Annotated in this window: 16 protein-coding genes; 3 read left to right on the top strand and 13 right to left on the bottom strand. The window is 60.5% G+C overall.

The window, feature by feature from the left end; all coding sequences use genetic code 11:
* The first annotated feature begins 2 nt into the window (after nucleotides 1–2).
* Nucleotides 3–242 (top strand): helix-turn-helix domain-containing protein, encoded by a 240-nt coding sequence (locus BLT69_RS01505; protein WP_070728209.1) that lies wholly within the window; start codon nucleotides 3–5, stop codon nucleotides 240–242.
* On the opposite strand, the gene BLT69_RS01500 is transcribed toward BLT69_RS01505, so the two are convergent.
* From BLT69_RS01500 to ppdK, 9 genes are all read right to left on the bottom strand, one after another.
* Nucleotides 173–1,315, bottom strand: coding sequence for an FAD:protein FMN transferase (locus BLT69_RS01500; RefSeq protein ID WP_157886301.1), 1,143 nt, complete (start codon nucleotides 1,313–1,315; stop codon nucleotides 173–175). The two genes, BLT69_RS01505 and BLT69_RS01500, sit on opposite strands and share 70 nt — an antisense overlap.
* On the bottom strand, nucleotides 1,287–1,850 hold the full coding sequence (locus BLT69_RS01495) for an FMN-binding protein (protein WP_058237791.1): 564 nt from the start codon (nucleotides 1,848–1,850) through the stop codon (nucleotides 1,287–1,289). The genes BLT69_RS01500 and BLT69_RS01495 overlap by 29 nt, the downstream gene beginning before the upstream one ends.
* 37 nt (nucleotides 1,851–1,887) lie before the next feature.
* Nucleotides 1,888–2,676 carry an ABC transporter ATP-binding protein gene (locus BLT69_RS01490; protein ID WP_092648213.1) on the bottom strand — a complete coding sequence of 263 codons (789 nt, stop codon included), beginning with the start codon at nucleotides 2,674–2,676 and terminating at the stop codon, nucleotides 1,888–1,890.
* 9 nt (nucleotides 2,677–2,685) lie between these two features.
* A complete protein-coding gene (locus BLT69_RS01485; RefSeq protein WP_371935802.1) occupies nucleotides 2,686–4,122 on the bottom strand; it encodes an ABC transporter permease in 1,437 nt (478 codons plus the stop codon).
* A 21-nt stretch (nucleotides 4,123–4,143) separates the two neighbouring features.
* Entirely contained in the window at nucleotides 4,144–5,433 is a 1,290-nt protein-coding gene (locus BLT69_RS01480; RefSeq protein ID WP_082628661.1) for an ABC transporter permease, read from the bottom strand.
* A 70-nt stretch (nucleotides 5,434–5,503) separates the two neighbouring features.
* A complete protein-coding gene (locus BLT69_RS01475) occupies nucleotides 5,504–6,784 on the bottom strand; it encodes a Fe-S-containing protein (RefSeq protein WP_092648212.1) in 1,281 nt (426 codons plus the stop codon).
* Between the two features lie 91 nt (nucleotides 6,785–6,875).
* On the bottom strand, nucleotides 6,876–7,547 hold the full coding sequence (locus BLT69_RS01470; RefSeq protein ID WP_058237786.1) for an iron transporter: 672 nt from the start codon (nucleotides 7,545–7,547) through the stop codon (nucleotides 6,876–6,878).
* Nucleotides 7,544–9,211 carry an FTR1 family iron permease gene (locus tag BLT69_RS01465; RefSeq protein WP_443728816.1) on the bottom strand — a complete coding sequence of 556 codons (1,668 nt, stop codon included), beginning with the start codon at nucleotides 9,209–9,211 and terminating at the stop codon, nucleotides 7,544–7,546. Before BLT69_RS01465 ends, BLT69_RS01470 begins: the two co-directional genes overlap by 4 nt.
* A 687-nt stretch (nucleotides 9,212–9,898) precedes the next feature.
* A complete protein-coding gene (gene ppdK / locus BLT69_RS01460; RefSeq protein WP_092648210.1) occupies nucleotides 9,899–12,610 on the bottom strand; it encodes a pyruvate, phosphate dikinase in 2,712 nt (903 codons plus the stop codon).
* A gap of 306 nt (nucleotides 12,611–12,916) precedes the next feature.
* On the opposite strand from ppdK, the gene BLT69_RS01455 reads away from it, so the two are divergent.
* On the top strand, nucleotides 12,917–13,180 hold the full coding sequence (locus BLT69_RS01455) for a PspC domain-containing protein (protein ID WP_058237784.1): 264 nt from the start codon (nucleotides 12,917–12,919) through the stop codon (nucleotides 13,178–13,180).
* A gap of 5 nt (nucleotides 13,181–13,185) precedes the next feature.
* On the opposite strand, the gene BLT69_RS01450 is transcribed toward BLT69_RS01455, so the two are convergent.
* Nucleotides 13,186–14,625 (bottom strand): FHA domain-containing protein, encoded by a 1,440-nt coding sequence (locus tag BLT69_RS01450; RefSeq protein WP_154955741.1) that lies wholly within the window; start codon nucleotides 14,623–14,625, stop codon nucleotides 13,186–13,188.
* 2 nt (nucleotides 14,626–14,627) lie between these two features.
* Nucleotides 14,628–15,971: a hypothetical protein gene (locus BLT69_RS01445; protein ID WP_092648209.1), complete on the bottom strand. Its 1,344-nt coding sequence runs from the start codon at nucleotides 15,969–15,971 to the stop codon at nucleotides 14,628–14,630.
* A 108-nt stretch (nucleotides 15,972–16,079) separates the two neighbouring features.
* Here BLT69_RS01445 and eccCa point away from each other — a divergent pair, with 108 nt between their 5' ends.
* The gene (eccCa, locus tag BLT69_RS01440; RefSeq protein ID WP_092648208.1) at nucleotides 16,080–20,123 is read left to right on the top strand and encodes a type VII secretion protein EccCa; all 4,044 of its coding nucleotides are present in this window, start codon (nucleotides 16,080–16,082) and stop codon (nucleotides 20,121–20,123) included.
* A gap of 122 nt (nucleotides 20,124–20,245) precedes the next feature.
* On the opposite strand, the gene BLT69_RS01435 is transcribed toward eccCa, so the two are convergent.
* Both BLT69_RS01435 and BLT69_RS01430 read right to left on the bottom strand, forming a co-directional pair.
* A complete protein-coding gene (locus BLT69_RS01435; protein ID WP_092648207.1) occupies nucleotides 20,246–21,754 on the bottom strand; it encodes an FHA domain-containing protein in 1,509 nt (502 codons plus the stop codon).
* Nucleotides 21,754–22,701: a PP2C family protein-serine/threonine phosphatase gene (locus BLT69_RS01430; RefSeq protein WP_092648206.1), complete on the bottom strand. Its 948-nt coding sequence runs from the start codon at nucleotides 22,699–22,701 to the stop codon at nucleotides 21,754–21,756. Before BLT69_RS01430 ends, BLT69_RS01435 begins: the two co-directional genes overlap by 1 nt.
* Nucleotides 22,702–22,742: the final 41 nt, after the last annotated feature.

Raw genomic sequence — 22,742 nt, 5'->3', positions numbered from 1 at the left:
CCATGAGTATTCACGTCACACTGGACCGCATCTTGCTGGAACGCCGCATGACGCTCACTGACCTGTCGAAGCGCATCGGCATCACATTGGCGAACCTGTCGAACCTGAAAACCGGCAAGGCCCGCGCCATCCGCTTTTCCACTCTGAACGCACTGTGCGAGGCGCTCGACTGTCAGGTGGGTGACGTGCTCGAATTCTGCCCCGACACACCCGCCCCACCATCAGATTCCGACAATTCCTGACGCGGATGCCAGATCTGCGCGGGCCTGGCATCGACGCGAATCCCGCCTGCCATCACTCCCTGCTCGCCGCCGACAATGATTGACGAGGGCGACGCTGCCACATCACCATCTGCTGTGTGTGGCAGGACAACCGCCTGCCGTCCGCCGATGAGCATGCCGGTGGACAGCGCTTCAGCCGTCATGCCGTCTGCGCAGATCACCGTTGCCGAACGGGCAAGGATCCGGGCGGGCATGCCGCTGCGCGGGTCGATGACATGGTTGAAACGCTGCGCATGGTCGGGCGCCACGTCCACGAGTGCTCCTAGGTTGTCACCCGAAGTGGACAGTGACATGCGGTCAGGCAGTTCCACGTATCCAAGCCACGATGATTCACTGCTGCGCGGGTCGCGTATCCCCACGCGCCACGGTGTGCCGTCGGAGCGCCTTCCCAGGGCGGCAATGGAGGATGTTCCGATCGACACGAGCGCGGCACGGGCACCAAGTCGGGCACACAGATCCCGAGCCTGATCAGCACTGGCACCTTTCGCAATCGCGCCCAGGTCAATGCGTGCGCCGCCCTTCAGGCGTGCCCGCGATGCCGCCGGGTCAACGTCAAGCATCCCCGGTGAGCACAGTGGCAACACCTCGGCCAGCGCGTCGCTGCCCGGAGTGGTTGCGCTCTCCGTGCTCGTGGCAGCACCTGCGCCGGCGACAAGAGCTGCCAGCGCACCTGCCGGGTCCCACAGCTGACGCACCGGCTCAATCAGCGGGTTGAAACAGCCTGACGTGACGTCGATCAGGTCCTTGACGCGTGCCAGTAATGCGCACGTCGCCGGATCCACATCCACCCACTGTCCGCACGCAGTGTTCAACCGTGTCACATCGGAGTGCGCCGAAAAACGCGACCAGAGCCGCTCATGGCGTGCAACAAGTTCGCAGACAGCTTCCGTCATCTGCCTGGCGGAGCCGCCCTCGACAATGAGATCGACGCGCGTGCCCATCGCGGGAAAGGACATGCGCCACGATGAGTCGCGCAGATCAACAAGCAGCTCGGGGCCGGGTGAATCAGTTGGAGAACTCGTCGAGCTGGTCATCGTCGCTGAAGTCCAGGCCCGGCACGTCGATCTGGTCGGCCGCATCCTCCCCGGACTGGGTTTCCACTCCCTGAGCGGTCTGGATGGCTCGGATCGCCGCCTGCATGAACTGACTGTGCGCAACAGTGGCGCCTGAAATGACATCAACTTCGTTGGGGTCGTTCGTGGCCGTCAGCTCGTCGGAATACTTGTTGAACGCCTCCACCGCTTTCTGGGCGCGCTTGTAGTAATCCTTGTTGCCCACTTCGCCGGCGCTGGTCGTCCCGTAGTTCTGGTCCTTGAGCTCGCCGTCCTTCATGCGGGTTTCATATGAGGTGGAGGTGATCTTGCCGCCTTCCACCGTAATATGAACAGTGCCGATGGCTCCCTGTTCGTCAGGATTGGACTCCCCGGTGTACTCTCCGTCATTCATGGGAAGTGACATGTCCACCGGTGGGATCGACGGGCCACACGCGCTCAGAATCATCATGCCGAGCCCGCCGAGCGACCCCATGGTGACAAGTCGTGAAAACTGTGAAGACGTCATGTTAGTCATCTGCGATTCATCTCATTGCTGACAGTGTTCGGGCGCCTCAGGACGCATCGTCACGGGGTTCAGGGGTTGGAACCTTTTCTTTCACGTCGCGACCCGTTGCCAGGTTCCTCGACGCCGCGCCTGCAGCTTCCGCATTGTCCCGGTCGTGGTCGTGCCACGTTTCCCTGGCGACTTTACCGTGATCCAGGCGGATTTCCCGCTGGCCACACGAAGCGACGAGGGCGTCGTGAGTCACCACGATCAGCGTGGTTCCATCGGCATGAAGCTGACGGAAAATATCCAGCACGATCTGTTCATTGTGCTCATCGAGGTTACCGGTCGGCTCATCAGCCAGCACCAGTTTCGGGTAGTTGATCAGGGCCCTGGCCACGCACACGCGCTGCTGCTCGCCGCCGGACAGCTGTCGCGGCAGGTGGGTGGCGCGATCGGCCAGTCCCACCCGGTCCAGTGCCGCCAGCGCTTCCTTTTCGTTGGGCACCGAGTGGTAGTACTGGGCGACCATGACATTTTCGAGGGCGGTCAGGTGCGGAATCAGGTGGAACTGCTGGAAAATCAGGCCGATGGTCTGGCAGCGCACGGTCGTCAGTTCGGAGGCGGTCAGCTCGGAAATGTCGCGCCCGTCGAGCGTCACGGTGCCTTTGGTGGGGCGGTCCATGCATCCCACGATGTTCATCATCGTGGTCTTGCCTGACCCGGACGGGCCCACAATCGACAGCCACTGCCCTGTCGGCACGCTCAGCGACACGTCATCCAGTGCGTGCAGGTCGCCGTAGATTTTCGAGACGTGCTCGAGGGTGAGCAGGTCGTTCGTCGCCTGTGATGTCATTGTTTCTCCTTATTCTCCGCGCAGCACCAGTGCAGGGTCAACGTCGAGGGCGCGACGCACTGGAATCAGACATGCCAGCGTCGCGATGATCACTGATGCGAGCACAGTAACCACTCCCATCAGCGGGTGGAATGCGATTGTCCGGTGGAAGACGTTCAGACAGATCACGATCGCCAGAAGGTAGCCGAGCACCGCGCCGATCGCACCGCCCAGAATGCCGAGCATGACGCCTTCACCAAGAAATTCACGCACGATTGATTTCGAGTGAGCTCCCAGAGCTTTGCGCAGGCCGATTTCATTGCGTCGTTCCGCAACCACAGCCATCATCGTGGTGGACACGCCGATCATCGTCAAAGCCAGCACGATGATCGTGATCATCCCCATCAGCGAGCGCAGCATCGTCAGGACGCCCTCGTCAGAATGGGTCAGTCGGGTCACTGTCGAGGCCTTCACGCCGTCGACTGCGTCATTGATTTGCTTGGCGAGGGCGGAGACGGCTTCCGCCTGCCCGGCAACCGAATATTCAGATACGCCGTAGCTTGTGTCCTTGCCGGTCAGCTGCGACATGTCGGCGGTGCTCATGAACAGGAAGCCGTCTTCTGATCCACCTGTTTCAAGGATTCCGGACACTGTCAGTGAGATGTCGCGTGTGTCGACCGGATCGGGCGCCTGCCCCTTGCCGTTGCCTGGGGCGACCGGAGCGGTCGGCTTGTTCTGCGTCAGCTGTTCGATCGCGTCCTTCTTTGTGGTCGGCGCACCGGACTGAGCGCTTTGCGGCTGGTCTCCAACGTAGATTCCGTCCACGTTCTTCGACGGGTCGTATCCGGGCATCTCGCTGTTCTTCATGATCGTGCCGTCGGGCATCATGTGGGAGCCTTCGGGGATCTCAGGGGCCCCGCTCATCGCTGTGGTGCCCGGAGCGGTCGATGCGTCCTGCCCGCCGGACTGGGGGGCAGCCGAGGAGGCGCCTTCGGCGAGCTGCGACACGGTGATCGAGTCGCCCACTTTGGCATCAATGGTGGAGGCGATTTCACGGCCGATGAGCACCTGCCCGTCGGCTGAGGGCCATTCACCTTCGATGTACCAGTACGGGTTGATTGCCTTGACAGCATCAATGTCGGTTCCTGCCGCCACGTACGGCTGGTCGTTGATGGACACCGGCTGGTAGTCGAAAGCAGCTGAGCCAACGAGCGTTGAACCCGACGATTTCACCACTTCGTCGATGCGGTTGATGGTCTGGTCAGTCAGGTTGTCGTTCTTCTCGGAGGGGACGACCACGAGGTTCGCGCCGTACAGGCGCATTTCCTGCGCCATCTGGCTGGGCACGTCAATGGCGATGGCAGCCAGTCCCGACAGGGTCGTGGCGCCGATGGCAACAGCAAGAACTGCGATCAGCACGCGGGATCGACGACGCAGGATCGAGGATGTGACCATGCGCCAGTACATTTTTCTCTTATTCACCGACTATCACCTTCCGTGAAGCACTTCTGCCGGCCGCAGCCCCAGCAGGAAGCGTATGGCAGGAATCGAGCCTGCCAGCACCACGATCGTCACAAGCACTGCAACGATTCCGGCCACTACGGGCGCAACTGCGATGGAGGAGGAAAAGACGGTTCGGCCGATGATCTGGGCGAATCCGATGCCGGCGAAGTATCCGGCGACGCCGCCCACCAGGCCGACGATCGTGATTTCTGCCAGCAGCATGCGCACAACGGCGTTGTCTTTCGCTCCCACTGCTTTGAGCAAGCCGATTTCGGGAGCCCGTTCCATCACGTTGGCGGTCACCAGGTTCGCGATCGCCAGTGCCGATCCGGCCAGTGACAGAACCGTCACCAGCAGCATCAGCATCTGGGTCTTCTCCATGATGATGCCTTCAGATTCTGAGACCTGACGCACCGGCCGCGCCACGGCATCTGTCATGGCTTCTTCGATCTGGTAGGCAATGGAGGACACGTAGGCGGTGCAGTACCAGGTTTCCCTCTCAGTCAGCGACAGGGATGCAGGGTTCTTGGCGGCTTTTCGTGCCAGGTCGTTGTCAGGGGTGGTCAGAGCCGACACTTCAACAGATCCGACGGCGCCGGGCTTGTCCAGGAATGTCTGAGCCAGATGCAGGGGCGCGTAAATCTGGGAGTCTTCATCTCCATCTGAGGTGAAGATACCGGAAATGGTGACGTCCTGGCTGTGTCCGCGTGCTGACAGCGGGATTGTCTGCCCGACGCTCCATCCTTGAGTCTGCGCCAGTTTCGAGCCGACGATGACGGAGTTGTCGTCTCCGTCCTGGGGCCACGCGCCGTCCATTGTCCACCATCCACGCAGGTTGGTCAGGCCGGTTGTCACCGTGTCGCCTGTGGGGAGTTTGAGATCGTGACTGAACCATGTGCCGGTCAGTTCAATGCTGTCATCGGTGGATGACTGGCCGGTTGTTGTCACCGGTACGGACAGCAGCGGCGAAAAGTCAACGATGTTGTAGGTCCAGAAGATGGTCTTGATGTTGCCGAGCTCGTCTTCCTGAAGGAATGCTTCCTGTTCAACCGGAGTGTCGAACTGATACAGATCCTGGACCACGGCCGCGCCCTTAGGGCGCACCACAATGTTGGCGCCGTAGTTTTTCAGCTCCTGGTTGATCTTGTCGCCCACGTCGAACATGACTGACAGCATGGATGTCGCAACCGACGCGCCGAGCGCGACAGTCAAGGCAATCATGAGGTGGCGGCCACGCTGACGGAACAGTGCTCCTTTGAGCATTCTCAGAAACATGTTGTCACATCCTGACTTCGTTCACCGTGATGTCGAATTATGTGCACGCAATGGGGCGCTGAACAGCAGATCATGCGAAGACGCTCGCTGCAGCTTCAAGTTGGGCGATGGGCACCGACAGCGTGCCGTTCGACACTTCATAGTCAATCGGGATCGGGTTGCATCCGCCCTTGAATCCGATCGTGGCGATGTTCATGGCCACTTCGCACAGCTTGCAGATGACTTTGCCGTCTTTTTCGTAATACCCGGTCGGGCCGCAGATCTCGCACGCATCCAGGCCCACCCCGAAGGAGGATCCGGCTTTCTGGATGACGATGAAACGCACTTCAATGCCTGTTGACGTGGTGTAGGCGAATCGGTGCAAATGCCCATCTGAGACTTTATCGAGCTGCACGACTGCCTGGTCACCTGACACTTCGAACGGTTCAGGTTGGGACAGTTCAACGGTTGCCGAACTGATTGCAGCCCCAATAGTCAGCACGGCACCTGCTGCCGCACATGCCAAGAGGGAGCCGGCAGACAGGCGGCGCCACGACTTTGCTTCAGCCAGGCGGAGGCGACGCACAGCAGGGTTCGGACCGTCCTTGGGCAACGATCGCGACCGGATCCACACCAGGATTGAGGCCACTGCGACCAGTGCGGTGGCCACCAGGGTGATGGCATCTTCGTGGTTGATGGTCCACGCGATGGATTCGAAGATCGCGCCGGGCAGGTGAATGATCCGCTTGGCCTGCAGTATGCGGACGATAAGGATCACGTGTGTCAGTGTCAGGATACCGACACCCACTGTTGACATGATCGGTGCCAGCAGGGCACCGCGTTCGCACAGTTTGCGCACACCCACGGCCAGCAGGGCGACCAGGGCGACGCCGATGAGGTATCCGACGATGTTCTTGACGGTGTCGGTGGACACCAGGGACGTGTTGGGAGAGACGAAGGTTCGGATCTGAAGGAGCGCGGTGGGGGCCACCCGGAAGGTCGCCATGGCTGCATATGCTGCAGCAACCCACAGCGCTGCGCGACGCTGCGTTGAGCTTGCCTCAACGCCTTTTCGAGCACGACCCCGTACCCGCCACACCATCACGAGGGTCACAGCGGCCAGGATGACTGTGGGAATCAGCGCCCAGAACGTGATGTCTTGGCGGTTGATCTGACGCGGAATCAGCAGGTGCACGATGGTCAGTACACCGCCGAGGGCGACTCCCACAAGCGCACCCCAGATAATGGAGCGGTATCCAGGTTTGCGGCCTTTTTGGCCTCCCCCCATGCTGGGTACTGCCGCGCTGAGAGCACCAAGGGCGAGTGCCAGCAAGAGAGTGGTGGAGACTATTTCAACAATCTGCTGAATCATCAATCAACCTTTCATTGACGCACCAAGCTGGGGCCGGGTGCGCAAGCACCCTGCCCCAGCTCATACGTTTAACAAATGGTGCAGGTCAGGCTCACCATTCGACAGCGGTTGGATCCCACTGGAAGTTCTTGAACGTTGCAACCAGCGGCTCAGTCCAGTAGCGGCCGGTCACACCAGTGGTCTTGTCGACGTGCAGCATCCAGCCGTCCTTTTCAGGAGACTCGATGGTGATTTCAACGTCGTAGGTGCCTGCATCCAGCTTGGGCAGGTTCAGGCCGTAGTGCGGGCCGTCGTTGGCAACCATCGGCATGAAGGCGCCTTCCTGCACGACATCCTTGGTGCCTGCCTTGTACAGCTTGTAGGTCACGGTCAGGCCGGGGATGAAGTCGCCGACGCCGTAGCCCAGGTCGTTTTCACCAGCTGCAATGTCAGCTTCGAGGTGCATGGATGATTCCTCTTTGGGAACACCCATCTGAGGCTCCATGTCAACGGGCTGGAAGTAGACGCCGCCGACCTTCACGCGGTCGTTGTCCAGGTAAATGTCATCGCCGAGCGGGTTTTCCTGGAAGCCTGCGTCTTCACCTGGGGCAGCCGCTGCGTCGCCACCAGCGCTTTCAGCAGCGTCGCCTGCAGCGGACTGAGTGGTGGAGTTGTCAGAGGCGCCGCTCTCATTGGTTGATCCCTGCTGTGAGCAGGCACCGAGCGTACCGGCAACAACGAGTGCAGTCAGAGCAGCACCGACTTGACGTAAACGAATTTTCATTGAACTGTCTCCGTTTTATCTTCAGATGGGGTGGCATTATCGGCTGCAGCCTGCGCCCGATTACGTCGGGAGCCCCAAACGAACAGGCCGATAATGATCAGGAGAACGAGACCTTGAGCAGCCAGGTTCTCGACTCTGGGATAGATTCCCAGAAGATCTATGGTGGGCGCCCCGTTGATTGGTGTCAGCGGGAACGCGTCAGCTTCCTGTAGCTCCTTGATACCGGAGCCGGTGAATGTGATCGCCATGATCGCCAGCAGAATCGATGTGACGATGAAGAATGGTCGCAGCGGGATTCTGACAGCCAGCAGTCGGATCATCAGGTAGACGATGACCAGGCACACAGCGCCTACGCCCAGACCGACCCACACGTAATGCACCTGGTTGCCAGCTTGGGCGATGACAGGAAGGTAGAACAGGATTGTTTCTGCGCCTTCACGGAAAACCGCGAGGAATGCGATGAAGGCCAGTGAGAACAGGGAGCCCTGCGACAAGGAGCGCTCCGTCTTCGACTTGATGAACCGATCCCAGGCCGCCTGGCTTGACTTGCCGATCATCCAGTTGGACACCCAGATGAGCATGGCCACAGCCAGCAGTGCTGTGAGGCCTTCGATGAGTTCTTGGTTATGTCCGGCAAGTGCCGTGATGTTGCTCAGCAGCACAGCCAGCACAATGGAGCACACGATGGCGACTCCGGTGCCGGCCCACACGACTTTGGTCTTGTCACCGTGGCCCGCTTTGATCAGGTAGGCGATGACAGCGCCGACAACAAGGATTGCCTCGAAGCCTTCACGCAAGATGATGAGGAAGGCGGGCAGGAATGCGGACAGCCACGGGCTGCTTTCGGTCGCACCTGTTCCTTCGTACCCATCGAGGGTGTTGGCATCTTCACGAATGTAGTTCTTCAGCGTGGTGGCGTGCTGGTCGACAACGTCAGCATTGCCATCGTTCATCGCCTTTTTCAGCAGCGAGAATTCCATCTCCACTGTCGACACGCGAGTGCCGGAGATACGCGCCATGACCTGCTTTTCAAATCCGAGAGTTTCGTATCGCTGGTAGTACGCCACGTTCACGGTGTCCTTGCCAGCTTCAATGTCACCGTTCTTGAAGTGGTCCACGGCCTCATCGAGGATGCCGTTCATTTCCTTGGCGACCTGGCCCCACGGTCCGGGGCTGTATGACTCGCCGTCGGCTGAGCCGCCGTCAAGGGTTGCCGCGTCTTCAACCAGCATGGTCTTGAGGGTGTCGGCGTGCTGAGTCACTCCCGCATCGTCACCGTCACTCATGGCTTTCTTCAGCAGCGAGAATTCCATCTCCACTGTCGACACGCGTGCACCGGAGATACGCGCCATGACCTGCTTTTCAAAGCCAAGCGTCTCATAGCGCTGGTAGTACGCCACATTGACGGTGTCTTTACCGCCTTTTGCGTCGCCTCCCTGGTATTTCTCCACTGCGTCGTCCAGAATCGAGCCCATCTCTTTGGCCACGGAGCTCCATGAGTCGTGTGCCGGTTGTTCTGCTGAGATGAGTGTGGATGCTGGGGCTGGTTGCGCATGAGCGGGCAGTGCCAGCATTGCCATAAGGATTGCCATTAACGCTACGACGCATGCCACACCGACTAGGCGCTGTGGCTCAATGCGATGCTCGAGTCGAGCTGTGCTCACGATGTGAGCCTCCCTTATTTCGTAAGTTAAGCTTCCGACCGCTGGCGACAAGACCAATCGACGTGCCTGACTTTTCTTCTTTGCTGCTCAACGCAGTATAACTTAGGTGCCACTAACTTTACTAGCATCGTGCTCAGTCTCATTGGTTCCGTTTTGGCAACAGAACAGCCATTTTTGCGACACTTCAGGATTTTTTGTCTTTTCGTCACACCGGCATGACTTCGCTCACCATTGAGCAGTCGAGGCACATCGACGAGGGCGCCCGCTGGCCCCGCCCCCGGTCATGTCACTCCAGGACAAGGAGCGCACCATGCCCTGGATTCAGCCTTCACACGTGCACAACTCACTAAAAAGTCTCCAATTTTTGCACAATCCCCTTGATCAACAGTGGATAGGGACGCCCTCGACAATCCAAATACCCCGTGACCAGCGTGTTTGAAAATCGGCCGAAATGGCGGGGCGTTAAATTTAGTGAGTCGTGCATCTGGGGCGCTTAGTTTTAGTAAGTCGTGCACCCCGGCGGCCCGCCACACCACCGGCCCGCCACACCGCCACGCGAAAACGCGAAGGGCTGTACCCGGCAGTGATACCAGGTACAGCCCTTGCAGCTAATGCACCGACAGACAGCTCATCGACGCGGCCGACGCGGCCGGCGTGACGGCGCTGCCTGAACAGGTGCGGCGCGGATCAGTTCTCTTCGGAGGCCACCGCGGCGCGGCCTGCTTCCAGACGCGCAACGGGGACGCGGAACGGGGAGCACGACACGTAGTTCAAGCCCACTTTCGAGAAGAAGTGGATGGAGGCCGGGTCGCCGCCATGCTCGCCACACACGCCGAGCTTGATTTCCGGCTTGGTGGAACGGGCACGCTCAACGCCTTCACGCACCAGGGCACCCACACCGTGCTGGTCGATTGTCTCGAACGGAGAGACGCCGAAGATGCCGGCATCGATGTACTCGGGGAAGAACACGCCTTCCACGTCATCGCGCGAGAAGCCCCAGGCGGTCTGGGTCAGGTCGTTCGTGCCGAATGAGAAGAAGTCGGCTGCGTGTGCCAGATCCTCAGCGGTCATGGCTGCGCGAGGCAGCTCAATCATGGCGCCAATTGTCACACCCGACAGGTCAACGTTCTTGTCCTTGGACACCGCTGCGATAATCTCTTCAGCCGATTCGCGGATCAGCTGAAGTTCACGCTCGGATGCGACCAGCGGAACCATGACCTCCGGATGCGGGTGCAGTCCGCGTGCAACAAGTTCGGCGGCAGCTTCGCACAGTGCGCGGATCTGCAATTCGAACAGGCCTGGCAGGTAAATTCCCAGGCGGACGCCACGCAGACCCAGCATCGGGTTGTCCTCATGCATACGGCGCACGGTGGCCAGCATCTTCTCATCAGCTGGATCAACCGTCTCGCCCTTGGCCTTGGCCACGGCAAACTTGATTTCCATGCTGGTCAAATCCGGCAGGAACTCATGCAGCGGCGGGTCAATCAGACGCACCGTCATCGACTTGTCATCCATAACCTCGAGCATCTCGAGGAAGTCCTGCTTCTGCAGTTTCTCCAGCTCATCGAACGCATCCTGACGATCCTTCGATCCGGCTTCAGACAGGATGGCGCGCTCAACCAGCGGGCGACGATCACCCAGGAACATATGCTCGGTGCGGCACAGGCCGATACCTTCCGCTCCGAACTCGAGCGCGCGACGTGAGTCTTCAGGAGTATCCGCATTGGCGCGCACATGCAGGCGACGTACCTCGTCAGCGTGCACCAGAATTCGGTCAACAGCTGCAATCAGCTCACGCATATCCGCATCATCGCCAGCAACCTCCAGGCCCGCCTCCAGTCCGTGCGACAGATAGGTCGTCACAGGTGAATCCGAAACCGGAACGTCACCAAGGAAAATTTCACCGGTGGATCCGTCGATGCCGATCGTGTCTTCAGAGGTGAGAACATGACCATCCACCTTGACGGTTCCGGCGGCGGCATCAATATCCAGCGCGTCAGCGCCCACCACAGCGGTCTTGCCCATGCCACGTGCCACAACAGCTGCGTGAGAGGTCTTGCCACCACGGGCGGTCAGGACACCCTCGGCAGCAACCATACCGGGAAGGTCATCAGGGTTCGTCTCACGACGAACCAGCACACACTTCACTCCATCGCGGGCCGCAGCTTCAGCCTGAGCGTTGTCAAAGACAATCTTTCCGACTGCCGCACCGGGAGATGCAGGCATGCCGCGGGCGATCAGTTCCTTCTGTGCGCTCGCATCAAACTGCGGGAACATCAACTGAGTGAGCTGGTCACCGGTAACGCGGCCGAGGGCTTCGTCGCGGGTAATCATCTTCTCGTCAACCAGCTGGGTGGCAACACGGAAGGCGGCGGCGGCAGTGCGCTTGCCAACGCGGGTCTGCAGCATCCACAGCTTGCCGCGCTCGATGGTGAACTCAATGTCACACAGGTCGCGGTAGTGAGTTTCAAGCTTGCGCATGATGGCACGTAGTTCCTGGTACGACTTGGGATCGCGCTCTTCCAGGGCTGACAGCTGCAGAGTGTTACGAATGCCGGCCACGACGTCTTCGCCCTGAGCGTTCGGCAGGTAGTCGCCGTACACGCCTGAGTGTCCCGTGGAAGGGTCGCGGGTGAAGCACACGCCCGTACCGGAGGTGTCACCCATGTTGCCGAACACCATGGTGCAGATGTTGACGGCGGTGCCCAGATCATCCGGAATGCGCTCGCGACGACGGTAGATGCGTGCACGCTCCGTGTTCCATGAACGGAAAACAGCCTCGGTGGCCATGTCCATCTGAGTGCGAGGGTCCTGTGGGAAGTCTTCGCCGGTTTCGTCACGCACGATCTTCTTGAATGTGTCAACCAGCGTGCGCATGTCCTCTGCGGTCAGGTCAACGTCGGCCTCAACGCCGCGTTCCTTCTTCAGTGAATCCAACGCGTCGGAGAACAGATCACCATCGATGTCCAGCACCGTCTTGCCGAACATCTGGATCAGGCGGCGGTAGGAGTCCCATGCGAAACGCTCTGATCCGGAAACTTTCGTCAGGCCTTCGACTGATTCATCGTTCAAGCCAATGTTCAGTACTGTTTCCATCATGCCGGGCATGGAGAATTTCGCGCCTGACCGGACCGAGACGAGCAGCGGGTCATCGCCTGCTCCGAGTTGGCGGCCCATGGTGTCTTCAACGCTGCGCAGTGCTGCGGTCACCTCGGTCTCGAGGGTGTCTGGCACGCTTCCATCTTTCAGGTAAGCCCGGCAGGCTTCGGTGGAAATCGTGAATCCAGGCGGAACAGGCAAACCCAGTCGCGTCATCTCAGCGAGGTTTGCGCCCTTACCCCCGAGCAAATCCTTCATGGACTTGTTGCCCTCGGAGAAATCGTAAACATACTTGACCATCGAGGTCCTCATCTCTCGTTTCTCTCGTGACGCACCCGTCCTCGGGCGCCTTCGTGCCAACTCTACCAAAACTGGGACCTTGGTCACCGCGCGCAGGCCTTGAAAGCGCTGAAAGCTTCCACAATTCGCCAGAAGAATAATTCCGTCCGCTCACCGCCTCGCCCACCGGCTCCTCATTGGCGAGGGCGACCGCGCATCTGCGAAGGGGCTGCCAGGGCGAAAGTGGACGAATGCTCGGGTGCCTCAGGGAGATCTCAGGGCTTTCCCCGATAGCGCTCAATGCCTGTTATCAGGTGGAATGGTTCCATGAATGAACAGGTCACAACGGGTTACTCTCGCAGGGTTTTCAGCCGAGACACTCAGCATCGTTTTCTCGGAGGTGTATGCGCTGGTATCGCCCGATACCTTGGTTGGGATCTGATCCTTGTGCGCCTGCTGTTTATCGCAACGCTGCCGCTTCCGGGGTCAGGCATCATGCTCTACCTCATATTGTGGTTCGTCATGCCTGCCGATGATGAGGGCGTCGCTTACCCGAGTGACATTCCTGTCACTGCCGATGCTCCCCACTAGAGCCATCACTGTTGACTGTGGGGCGAGTTGATGGTGATCGACCGTTCTCCAGCACGAAGTGTTGCGCCAATTGGGACAGCCTGACGATTTCCTCGCTCCAGTTCAAACACTGAACCGTCAGGTAACGTGACCGACGTGCCGTTCGCAGAAAAAGCATCCTCCACCCACACTCCGCCGGGAGCAGGACCCAAGCGCAGATGAGTGCGAGACAGTGAGCGTGTTGAGTCCTCGACAGTGACAGCACGTTCACTCGGTGACATCGTGACAGGTGCGCGTCCAATGACTGTCGTACCAATCACTGCTTCTTTCTCACCTGAATCGAATACCAGCCATATTTCAGCGTTCTTCTGATCATGCTGCGTGTTAGGCTTCGGCGTGCCGGCTCGATCCGGCTGCTCCTCCGGTGCAGGTGCAGGTGCAGAAGTGTCGTCACTATTCTCTGGCTTCTCGACTCCGGCGGCAGACTGGCTAGCCAGCGGAACTGCAGCCGAATTTGAAGCAATCGGCTCCGGATGAGCCACGTCAGGAGCAGGTTGCGCTGGCGCTGCTGGTGGAACGATAACGGAGAAGCCATCGGGCTGGGCTGGCTGGGCCGGTGTCACCTCAGGCTGTGCCAGTGGGTCGGGTGCTTCCTGGGGATGAGCCTGGCGCGGAGCCAACGACGGTTCGGGCTGTGACGGAACGGCAAAGGATCCCGCACCTGTCGGTTTCAGCCCGGGAGATGACAGGCTCGGCATCCACATGCCAAACGAGCGCTGGCTCTGCTGTGAACCAGCCTGCTCCTGTGGTTGCGGCTGAGGTGCCGGTGGCATCGACGGTCCGGGGACTCGCGCGTCACCCTCGTCCATCGGGTGCGACGAGGGCGAGGCTGGCCCAGTCCAACCGGTGTTCTCCGATGTCAGTGTGTGAGTAGTCTGCCGGCCATAGGCGTCGGGGGCCGTTGTCGGGCGCCTGAGCGGTGAGCGCAAATCAAGTGTCGCCGTACCCGCGAGCGAATCAACCCAATCGCGGCCATCTTTGCCCAGCCACACCACGATCACAGGCCCGATAACCGTGACGTGCAGTAAACCGATGATGGCGCTGCGAATTCCCTGACGTTTAAGTCCCGGTGCGTGATCCGTACCCGCTGCGACCGCGACGGTACGTGTGGCCAGTGCTCCCAAGGTGCGTCCGGTACGGGCACGCACAAGCGTCAGAACCAGGAACAGTTCCAGCACGATAGTGCCGACGAAGATAAGAGACGGTCGGATGAACCAGGCAAGCGCTGCACATGCCCAGATTGCCAGCAGGTCGATCATGTACGAGCCGACCCGCAGGTTTCGCGACGCCGGGTTACCACTGGAGGTGGGGGCGCTTCTTTGCGAGGAGGGACGTGATTGCGTTCCGCGCGGTATCTGCGCGCGCATCGGACTTTGAGCTGGTGCAGTGGAAGGAATAGACGTCATAGTTACGATGCCACCTGTCGAATCACGTCAAATAAACCGGTAGAGAATACGGCGCACGGCAAGATGAACACCAGTGAAATTGACTGGGCAATGTCTCCGACCCGGCCGAGGAAAGCGGCGCCCTCGTCACGGCGTGAGACCAGCATGGCCGCACATACCACTGCGATGCCGCTGATTGCCAGCATCCCGCCAACGCCAAGAGGTCCTGCCACCTGCTGCCCCGTCGGGGACATGATGAGCGCGCCCGCCAGAGCCGTTGCGCATACGCGCGGGCCGATGCGAAATGCCTTCGAACGCGTATTGCGGGGCGTAAGTGAGAGGGCAAGAATTGCGCACACAACCGTCGCAGTGCCGACGCGTCCGTGCCACGAGGTCAAGTCAACTCGACTCGCCACCATCGGAATCGTGACACAAACCGCCACACAACAGATGATGACCAGCGTATCCAGAATCCCGGATGCCTCCCGCACGGTGCGCTCCACACGCGCATGCGTGATCCGCGAGGGTGATGCCACTTTCGCTTGACGCACCGCAGGCGCTGACGTGGTGACCAGTGGGAGGTCGAGGAGCTGCGTTTCAGGAATCCGCACCGCTGTCTGAGGCACAATCGCCAGGGCCAACACCAGCAACGCCAAGCCGATCGGCATGATCGTGGACCACGGAATCTGGAACGCCGTGGTCATGGACAGCACAGCAGCTAACACACCGAAAGCAACAGCGCTGGCCGCCGCCGAAGGCAGGCGAGTCGTCAGCCAATACAGAAGCGATACTCCAAACGCAACCCAGCACAGCATCGGGGGCGCAAGAACGATGGAAACGGGGGCCTGCGGAGGAAGCAACGCCAGGGATGCCACGCCGATGAAGAAACTCAGCGCCAGGCAGGCTGCGGTTCCCGCGTGCAGACGCCCTCGGAAAATCAGGGGAAGAGTCAGGAGGATCGACACGATGCCGGCACCGATGCGCACGCCCTGTGGAATCATGGCCGACCGTGCCACCAGGGGGGCGATAATGCAGGCCGCTTCAAGCCCAACGACGGCAATCATGATGCCCACGATGCCCAGCAGTCTGTTGAACCAGGGGGCCTCGGCGTATTCACGGGCCCTGACTTGCGCCCGGTCGGACGCTAGTCCACTGGCGACCGACAGAATGGTGCCGGACGGAAGATCTCGTCCCAGCGCTTGAGAAGGGGACACCAACCTGCCGCTCGGCAGCGTGATGCGGACGTCGCCCATCGACGTATCCACATTCATCATCGCAAGCAAGCCTGACACCGTCGTGCCGACAGGGACGGCGACATCTGACCGGGTACCAGCCTGCTCGATAGTGGCCTGCGCAACCGATGTCATAGGCTGTCCTGTCCTTCGAGCTGGTGAACCTCTCGTTCTATCCCCACTATCAAGATAATATGAGATGCGCATGCATTTCATGTCAAGACCACCATTTGAGGTGAAAATATGGCAGAAGAGGACGCATCCCCAGACCGGGTCAGCTCGCCGGAGCTGCCTGCGGGTACGATCCCGATCGAGGGGCCTCCGGATCAGGTTGAACCGCCTGGTATGGGCAATGTCCTGATGACGGTTGTCCCGATGTTCGGATCGATGGGTGTCATGATCTTTATGGTCATGAGTGCGAACAACAACCCGCGCATGCTCATGATGGGCGGCGCCATGGTTTTCGCGATGCTATCCATGGTCGGTTTCAATATCTACCGCCAGATCGGCGGGCACCGTCAAAAAGTGGTGACGACCCGCCGGGAATACCTCGCCTACCTGTCAGAAATGCGCCAGACCGTCCGCACTGCTGAGCGCAAACAGCGCGCCTATATCCGCTGGCACTTACCCGACCCGCTGGCTTTAACGTTGATTGCGCAGGACCGCGCCCGTCTGTGGGAACGAGCCCCAGGGGATGCTGACGCGCTCAACATGCGAATTGGCTCTTCAACACAAGCACTCTCAATGGATCTTGACGTACCTGAGCTTCCTCCGATGGCCAACCCCGACATCGTCTGCCATAGTGCGCTCAACCGGTTCGTGGAGACGTTTTCCAACATTGATCATGTGCCTTTCGGCGTCATGATCGGAGAATTCTCCCATATTGAGGTTGCAGGGCGGCACGATGTGGCCCGCGCGCAGGCACGTGCCATGCTGTGCCACCTGCTGACATTCATCGGTCCAGGCGCCCTGAAAGTCGCCGTCTTATGCTCCGAGGAGGCACGCCCGCAGTGGGAGTGGGTCAAGTGGGCCCCGCATGCGCGTTCATCAGAGGAGCGGGACGCCCTCGGCCCTGCACGAATGATCACCAGCGACTACGCCGAACTGGAAAACCTGCTGGGTGAGGAGTTCACCACGCGTGGCACGTTCCGACCACGTGACGAAAACGTGCAGTGGCCGCACCTCGTGCTGATCGTCGACGATGCGAACATGCCGTCACAAACGCGCCTCGGGTCACTCGAAGGATGTCTGGGCGTCACCGTTATCAAGGTTCTCGAAAAGTGGGGACCGCTCGTCTCACGCAGCACGATGCGCCTGCTGATTCACCCGTACGAACACAAGGATCCTGCCGATCGGCGAGTCATGGAAGTCGTGCTGATGGATCAGCGCCCCATCGTCGCCCAACCCGATGAGATGAGCATCGAGCAGGCTGAAGCACTGAGCCGACGCACCGCATTCTGGAGCGAAGGCGAGAAACGTTCCGCCGACAAACCTGCCGGCCGCTCAGACCCCGCACGTTCGGAAGACCTGATGACGCTGCTGCACCTGCCGGATGTGCGCGACTTCGATCCAGATAAGGAATGGAAGTACCGCACCGGGCGCGACTTGCTGCGTGTTCCGTTCGGTGTGACGCCCGAGGGGATCCCCGTCCTGCTGGACATCAAGGAATCAGCTCAGCAAGGTATGGGCCCGCATGGCCTGCTGATCGGTGCGACTGGTTCAGGTAAGTCTGAGGTACTCAGGACTCTGGTGCTGGCAATGGCGCTGACCCACTCCCCCGAGCAGCTCAACTTCGTGCTGGTTGACTTCAAGGGTGGCGCGACGTTCTGGGGAATGGGCAAGCTGCCGCACGTATCGGCCGTCATTTCCAACCTTGAGTCGGAACTGTTCCTGGTTGACCGTATGCAGGAGGCCCTGCGCGGCGAAATGGTGCGACGCCAGGAGCTGCTGCGAAAGGCCGGCAACTACGCCAACGTCACGGATTACGAGGCAGATCGGCGCGCCGGTAAACACGAGTATCCGCCGATGCCGGCACTGTTCATCATCCTCGACGAGTTTTCCGAACTGTTGTCGGCCAAACCTGACTTCATTGATCTGTTCGTACAAATCGGTCGTCTGGGGCGATCCATGTCGATCCACTTGCTGCTGGCCTCTCAGCGCCTGGAAGAAGGCCGTCTGCGCGGGCTGGATTCGCACCTGTCCTATCGCATGGGCTTGCGTACATTCTCCGGTCAGGAGTCACGTTCCGTGCTGGGGGTGACGGATGCGTATGAGCTGCCATCGATTCCAGGCGTCGGATATCTGAAGACCGGTACTGATCAGATGGTGCGTTTCCGCGCCTCGTATGTTGCCGCTCCCCCGCCGGCACGTTCCCACGCTCCACGCTCAGGCGAGCAGGCCGGCTCCCCCGAGTCGGCGCTCACGATTCTCCCGTTCACCTCCACTCCTCAGCTTTCGCTTGACGAGGATAACTCTGACCAGGATTCTGATCGCGAGCAGGGAGAAGCTCGCAACGAATATGTCGCCCCTGAGGACCGTCAGTGGGCGGATATGACACAGATGGATATTGCGGTTGCCAAGATGGTGGGTCACGGACCTGAAGCCCACCAGGTGTGGCTGCCGCCCCTGGATATCCCGGATACGTTGGACGCCCTCATGCCGGATCTGGATGCAGATCCGCGCCTGGGATTGGTTTCACAATCGTGGCGTGCGAAAGGCCGTCTGCGTGTCCCGATGGGCACCACAGACGTTCCGCTGGAACAGCGCCGTGAGACACTGGAATATGACCTGTCCGGCGCGGGTGGTCACATGGCCATTGTGGGTGGTCCACTGTCAGGTAAGTCCACCGCGCTGCGCACACTGGTCATGGCACTGTCGTTGACGCACACACCGCAGGAAGTCCAGTTCTACATCATTGACCTGGGCGGCGGCACTTTCTCAGCCTTTGCGGACGCACCCCACATCGCTGGCGTGGCGACGCGTGATACCCCCGACATCCTCAACCGTATGCTTGCCGAGATCGAGTCCATGATCGTCGACCGTGAACGCTATTTCCGCGCGAATCGAATCGACTCCATCTCCACGTACCGGCAGGGACGCGCTGAGGGGCGTTTCGACGACGGATACGGCGATGTGTTCCTGGTCGTTGACGGGTGGGCGATCCTGCGCAGCGACTTCGAGGATCTCGATATGCGAATCCAGGCCATGTTGCCGCGGGCGCTGTCGTTCGGCGTCCACCTGATAGTCGCGACATCACGCTGGATGGATATGCGTCAGCAGGTACGTGACGTCATGGGATCAAAGCTGGAGCTGCGGCTGGGCGACGTCACCGATTCTGAAGTCAACCGCAAGGTTGCGGCTACGGTGCCGGAGGGTCGTCCAGGGCGCGGCTTGGAAATGGGCGGCCACCACGTCCTCGTCGCGTTGCCGAGGGCGGACGGTGACCACGACGTATCGTCCATGTCAGCCGGCATTACCGCAACGCTTGAGCGCATCGCAAAGGCCGCCCCCGCACCGGGTCCGAAACTGCGCCTGTTGCCCGAACGCATCACGGTGGAGGAAGTCCAGCAACTGGAGGGAGCGCAGGACCGCGAGGGATTGCTGCTCGGCGTGGAAGAATCCCGACTGGGCCCATGGGTCTTCGATCCTGCCCACGAATCGCACCTGTACCTGTACGGCGATTCCAAGTCCGGCAAGACCGCATTCCTGCGCACTGTCGCTCGTGAAATCATGCGCACGAGTACGCCAAAGCAGGCCCAGATCTTCCTGGTTGACTACCGCCGCACCCTGCTCGGGGAGGTTCCCGAGGAGTACCTTGCGGGTTACATGACCACGCGTGATGATGCGACAGCGACGATCAATGATCTGGCTGAGTATCTGCGCACCCGACTGCCCAGTGACTCTGTGACAACTGAGCAGCTCCGTAACCGCTCCTGGTGGCAGGGCGCCGAGGCGTGGCTGCTGGTCGATGACTACGATCTGGTTGCCACACAGTCAGGTAACCCGCTGATCGCCCTCCAGCCGTTACTTGCTCAGGCTGTGGATGTGGGTCTTCACGTCATCGTGAGCAGACGAATGGGCGGTGCTTCGCGCGCTGCCTTCGAACCTGTCCTTCAGGCACTGTCTGAACTCGGTACCACTGGTTTGATGCTGTCCGGCAGCCCTGATGAGGGCGCGGTCATTGGCCGCATCAAGCCGAAGCGCCTGGTAGCCGGTCGTGCCCAGATCGTGTCACGCGACGCGGGACTCGTGATGGGTCAATTGGCGTGGACGGATCCGATCGCGTGACCTGGGTCTGCTGCGCCGACCCGATTGCAGTGCCGGCCCGGTTGCAGGTGCGCGACTGGGTTCTAGCCAGATGATCTGAGCGTGACGCAAAAACGCGGAGGTGTCGACTGCTACCCGGCTGGTCAGCCCTGTGGCGGGGCGTAACGCATCGCCGGTGTTTCAACGACGCGGAACTCCACGCTGAGACCCTCCCCCAGGTCGATGCGATCGCGGTCGAATAGGACTACTGGATCCCACGTGGCGACACGGCTGACTTGCCCGTTTTCGTGTACGACTGTCGTGCCGTTAGCAGATCCCAGATCCATCACGGCCCACCGTTCAGGGCCTTGCGGCATGACGATGCAGTGTGACCGAGATATTTCCCCCTGCGGGCTGGGCACGCGAAGTGTTGTGGCAGGTGGGCGTCCTGTAATGACGCGCGAGTTCGGATCTCGACCAATGACCACATCTCGGGTGAGTTCAACAGGCGCTCCACCGGCATAGACGAGGTAAGCACTGAGTCGCGTGTGCGGTGTCTCAGATGGGAGTGGAGGCGGCGGAGGACCCGGGTATCCGTTCGGGGCCGCAGAATCATAGGGGCGTCCCTGAAAGGGACTGTCAGCAAATTGGGTGCCGCTGCTCGCACTGTCGGGGCTCTGCGACCTGGCTGATGGTTGAGCGGTGGGCGCTGCTGGCTGCGCAGCATAACGCACGGTGTGAGGTGCCTGGGGGCCCTGGCCCGAATCCAGTGAGTCCTGCGAGCCGCGATGTGGCTGGTTTTGTTCGCGTTGACGGCGCATCTGTTCGAGCATTTCAGGCGTCATCGTTTTTTCGAGCGATTCAGGGTTGAATCCTTCGGGAACGCCACGAGAAGCGGGCGCAGACGGCGTTACCAGCTTGCCAGGGCCGTCAGGCACGTCACTAGCAGCAGGCGCAGCAGGGGTGACTGGTGCAGCAACCCCGGCAGGTCCGACAGGCGGTGTTGGGTCAGCTGGAGGCGTCGGCTCAGCATCCACGCTGCTCGCGGTATTGTCACTATCGGCGAGGGTGCTCTGGCTCGCCTCAGGCGACACGTCATGAGGTGACGCGTCGCGATCTGAGGCATCGTCACGATCTACTGCATCGAGAGGCGAGGACACCGGATCGAAGTAACCGATGCGCACTCGGCGAGCCTGAGCCGCGCCTGTGACAAGCGGCAGCCACGGATCACGGCGCTGCCCATCAGCGATGCCATCTGCCTGGTCCGTGTCATTGCTGTCAGCATCAGACTGATCCAGTTCGCCAGAGCCGAACTCGATCTCGATAGCGTCCCAGTGTGAAGAATCGGCCTGCACACCTTCGGACGTGATGCGCGAGGAGCGAACCTGCGGTTGACCTGCTGATTCAGAATCCGTCATCGGGCTCGCGCTCCAGATCCGAATCGAACATTCGGGATGCGCATAGAGCTGCACCTGGTCCCCGCGAGTATCAGCGACGAAAACGCGTCCGCCTTGTGCACGAATCGATTCGAGCAGCTCGCCGGGGTCCCCCTCGTTCATGACACACGTCAGTGCGGCGTTCAGGCATTCAGAGGACACCAATGCCGTACCGAACGGGCCGTTGACGGCGACAACCCCATGCCCTTGGGTGGATACGCGTCCAAGCTGCCACATCAGATGATTTCCTCCGCGGACGAAGGAACCTCGTCGCCCGCTTGTTCGGCCGCATCACTGCCTGGCTGACGGCGAATCGTCTGCGTAGAGGAAGGACGCGCAATGCCGACGGTACGTTCAAACGGATTGACGGAATCGTCAGCTGGCCACGGCGGGTTCACGGATTCAACGAAAATCGTCACAACCGTCGCGTTGTCGCGTGTCTGCCGCTCCAGCGCCGCATCCACCAGCGCATTTGCCGCGCGTTGAGCATCATCTGACTGAGTAACGATGCGAACCATCTCCGCGTCGTCAATCGCCGAGTGCACTCCATCTGAGCAGATCACCACCCTGTCCCCAGGCGCGATCGTCGTCACGGTGAAGTCCGCCTGGGGCAGGCCCGGCATTCCGCCACCCAGGGCGCGTGTGATGATATTGGCTGCGGGGAGTTCGTCTGGTGACCATTGAGCGTCACGCGCTTCCTGCCGGGCCGAATGGTCTTTCGTCATGGCCCGGATCTGCCCATCGTTTATAAGGTACGTACGCGAATCGCCTACATTGAAGACAAGCCATTGAGGCCGCTCCTCGTGACTGGCGATGAGAACCCCCGTCAGGGTCGTGCCCGGCGCACCGGCCAGCACAATATTCGCCAGGTCTTTGTCCTCGTCGGACATGGACGAGGGGGAAGCCAGGGCCATCACTGCCTGCGCGGCGACGGAAATGGCATGATCAAGGTCGTTCACATCGGCTTCGCGGCCATTGAGAGCATCGCCGGACAGTGCGCCAGTGAAAGCCTGGATCGCCACTTCGGAGGCACGTCCGCCACCTGCATGTCCACCCATACCGTCTGCTACTGCGTAGAGAGGGGGCTGTGCTGCCCAATGGTCCTCATTGTCGGGGCGCGGACCCTGATCGGTTGCTGCTCCCCACCGCGTGCGTACAACGCTACCGAGACGAGATAGGTCCATGGCATACCTCTTCCTGTCGGATGTTCACTCCGAGTTTTTCA

Source organism: Schaalia radingae, from assembly GCF_900106055.1.
In the GTDB taxonomy this organism is placed as follows: domain Bacteria; phylum Actinomycetota; class Actinomycetes; order Actinomycetales; family Actinomycetaceae; genus Pauljensenia; species Pauljensenia radingae_A.
Note: the sequence above shows the minus strand (reverse complement) of the source record. Positions and strands in the feature narration are given on the sequence as shown.

Bases quoted from the DNA above. Each gene is read 5' to 3' on its own strand.
- BLT69_RS01495 (WP_058237791.1), bottom strand. From the start codon at position 1,850: ATGACTAACATGACGTCTTCACAGTTTTCACGACTTGTCACCATGGGG.
- BLT69_RS01430 (WP_092648206.1), bottom strand. From the start codon at position 22,701: ATGGACCTATCTCGTCTCGGTAGCGTTGTACGCACGCGGTGGGGAGCA.
- BLT69_RS01455 (WP_058237784.1), top strand. From the start codon at position 12,917: ATGAATGAACAGGTCACAACGGGTTACTCTCGCAGGGTTTTCAGCCGA.
- BLT69_RS01500 (WP_157886301.1), bottom strand. From the start codon at position 1,315: ATGACCAGCTCGACGAGTTCTCCAACTGATTCACCCGGCCCCGAGCTG.
- BLT69_RS01475 (WP_092648212.1), bottom strand. From the start codon at position 6,784: ATGATTCAGCAGATTGTTGAAATAGTCTCCACCACTCTCTTGCTGGCA.
- BLT69_RS01480 (WP_082628661.1), bottom strand. From the start codon at position 5,433: ATGTTTCTGAGAATGCTCAAAGGAGCACTGTTCCGTCAGCGTGGCCGC.
- ppdK (WP_092648210.1), bottom strand. From the start codon at position 12,610: ATGGTCAAGTATGTTTACGATTTCTCCGAGGGCAACAAGTCCATGAAG.
- BLT69_RS01445 (WP_092648209.1), bottom strand. From the start codon at position 15,971: ATGACATCGGTTGCGCAGGCCACTATCGAGCAGGCTGGTACCCGGTCA.
- eccCa (WP_092648208.1), top strand. From the start codon at position 16,080: ATGGCAGAAGAGGACGCATCCCCAGACCGGGTCAGCTCGCCGGAGCTG.
- BLT69_RS01505 (WP_070728209.1), top strand. From the start codon at position 3: ATGAGTATTCACGTCACACTGGACCGCATCTTGCTGGAACGCCGCATG.
- BLT69_RS01435 (WP_092648207.1), bottom strand. From the start codon at position 21,754: ATGTGGCAGCTTGGACGCGTATCCACCCAAGGGCATGGGGTTGTCGCC.
- BLT69_RS01485 (WP_371935802.1), bottom strand. From the start codon at position 4,122: ATGTACTGGCGCATGGTCACATCCTCGATCCTGCGTCGTCGATCCCGC.
- BLT69_RS01490 (WP_092648213.1), bottom strand. From the start codon at position 2,676: ATGACATCACAGGCGACGAACGACCTGCTCACCCTCGAGCACGTCTCG.
- BLT69_RS01450 (WP_154955741.1), bottom strand. From the start codon at position 14,625: ATGACGTCTATTCCTTCCACTGCACCAGCTCAAAGTCCGATGCGCGCG.
- BLT69_RS01470 (WP_058237786.1), bottom strand. From the start codon at position 7,547: ATGAAAATTCGTTTACGTCAAGTCGGTGCTGCTCTGACTGCACTCGTT.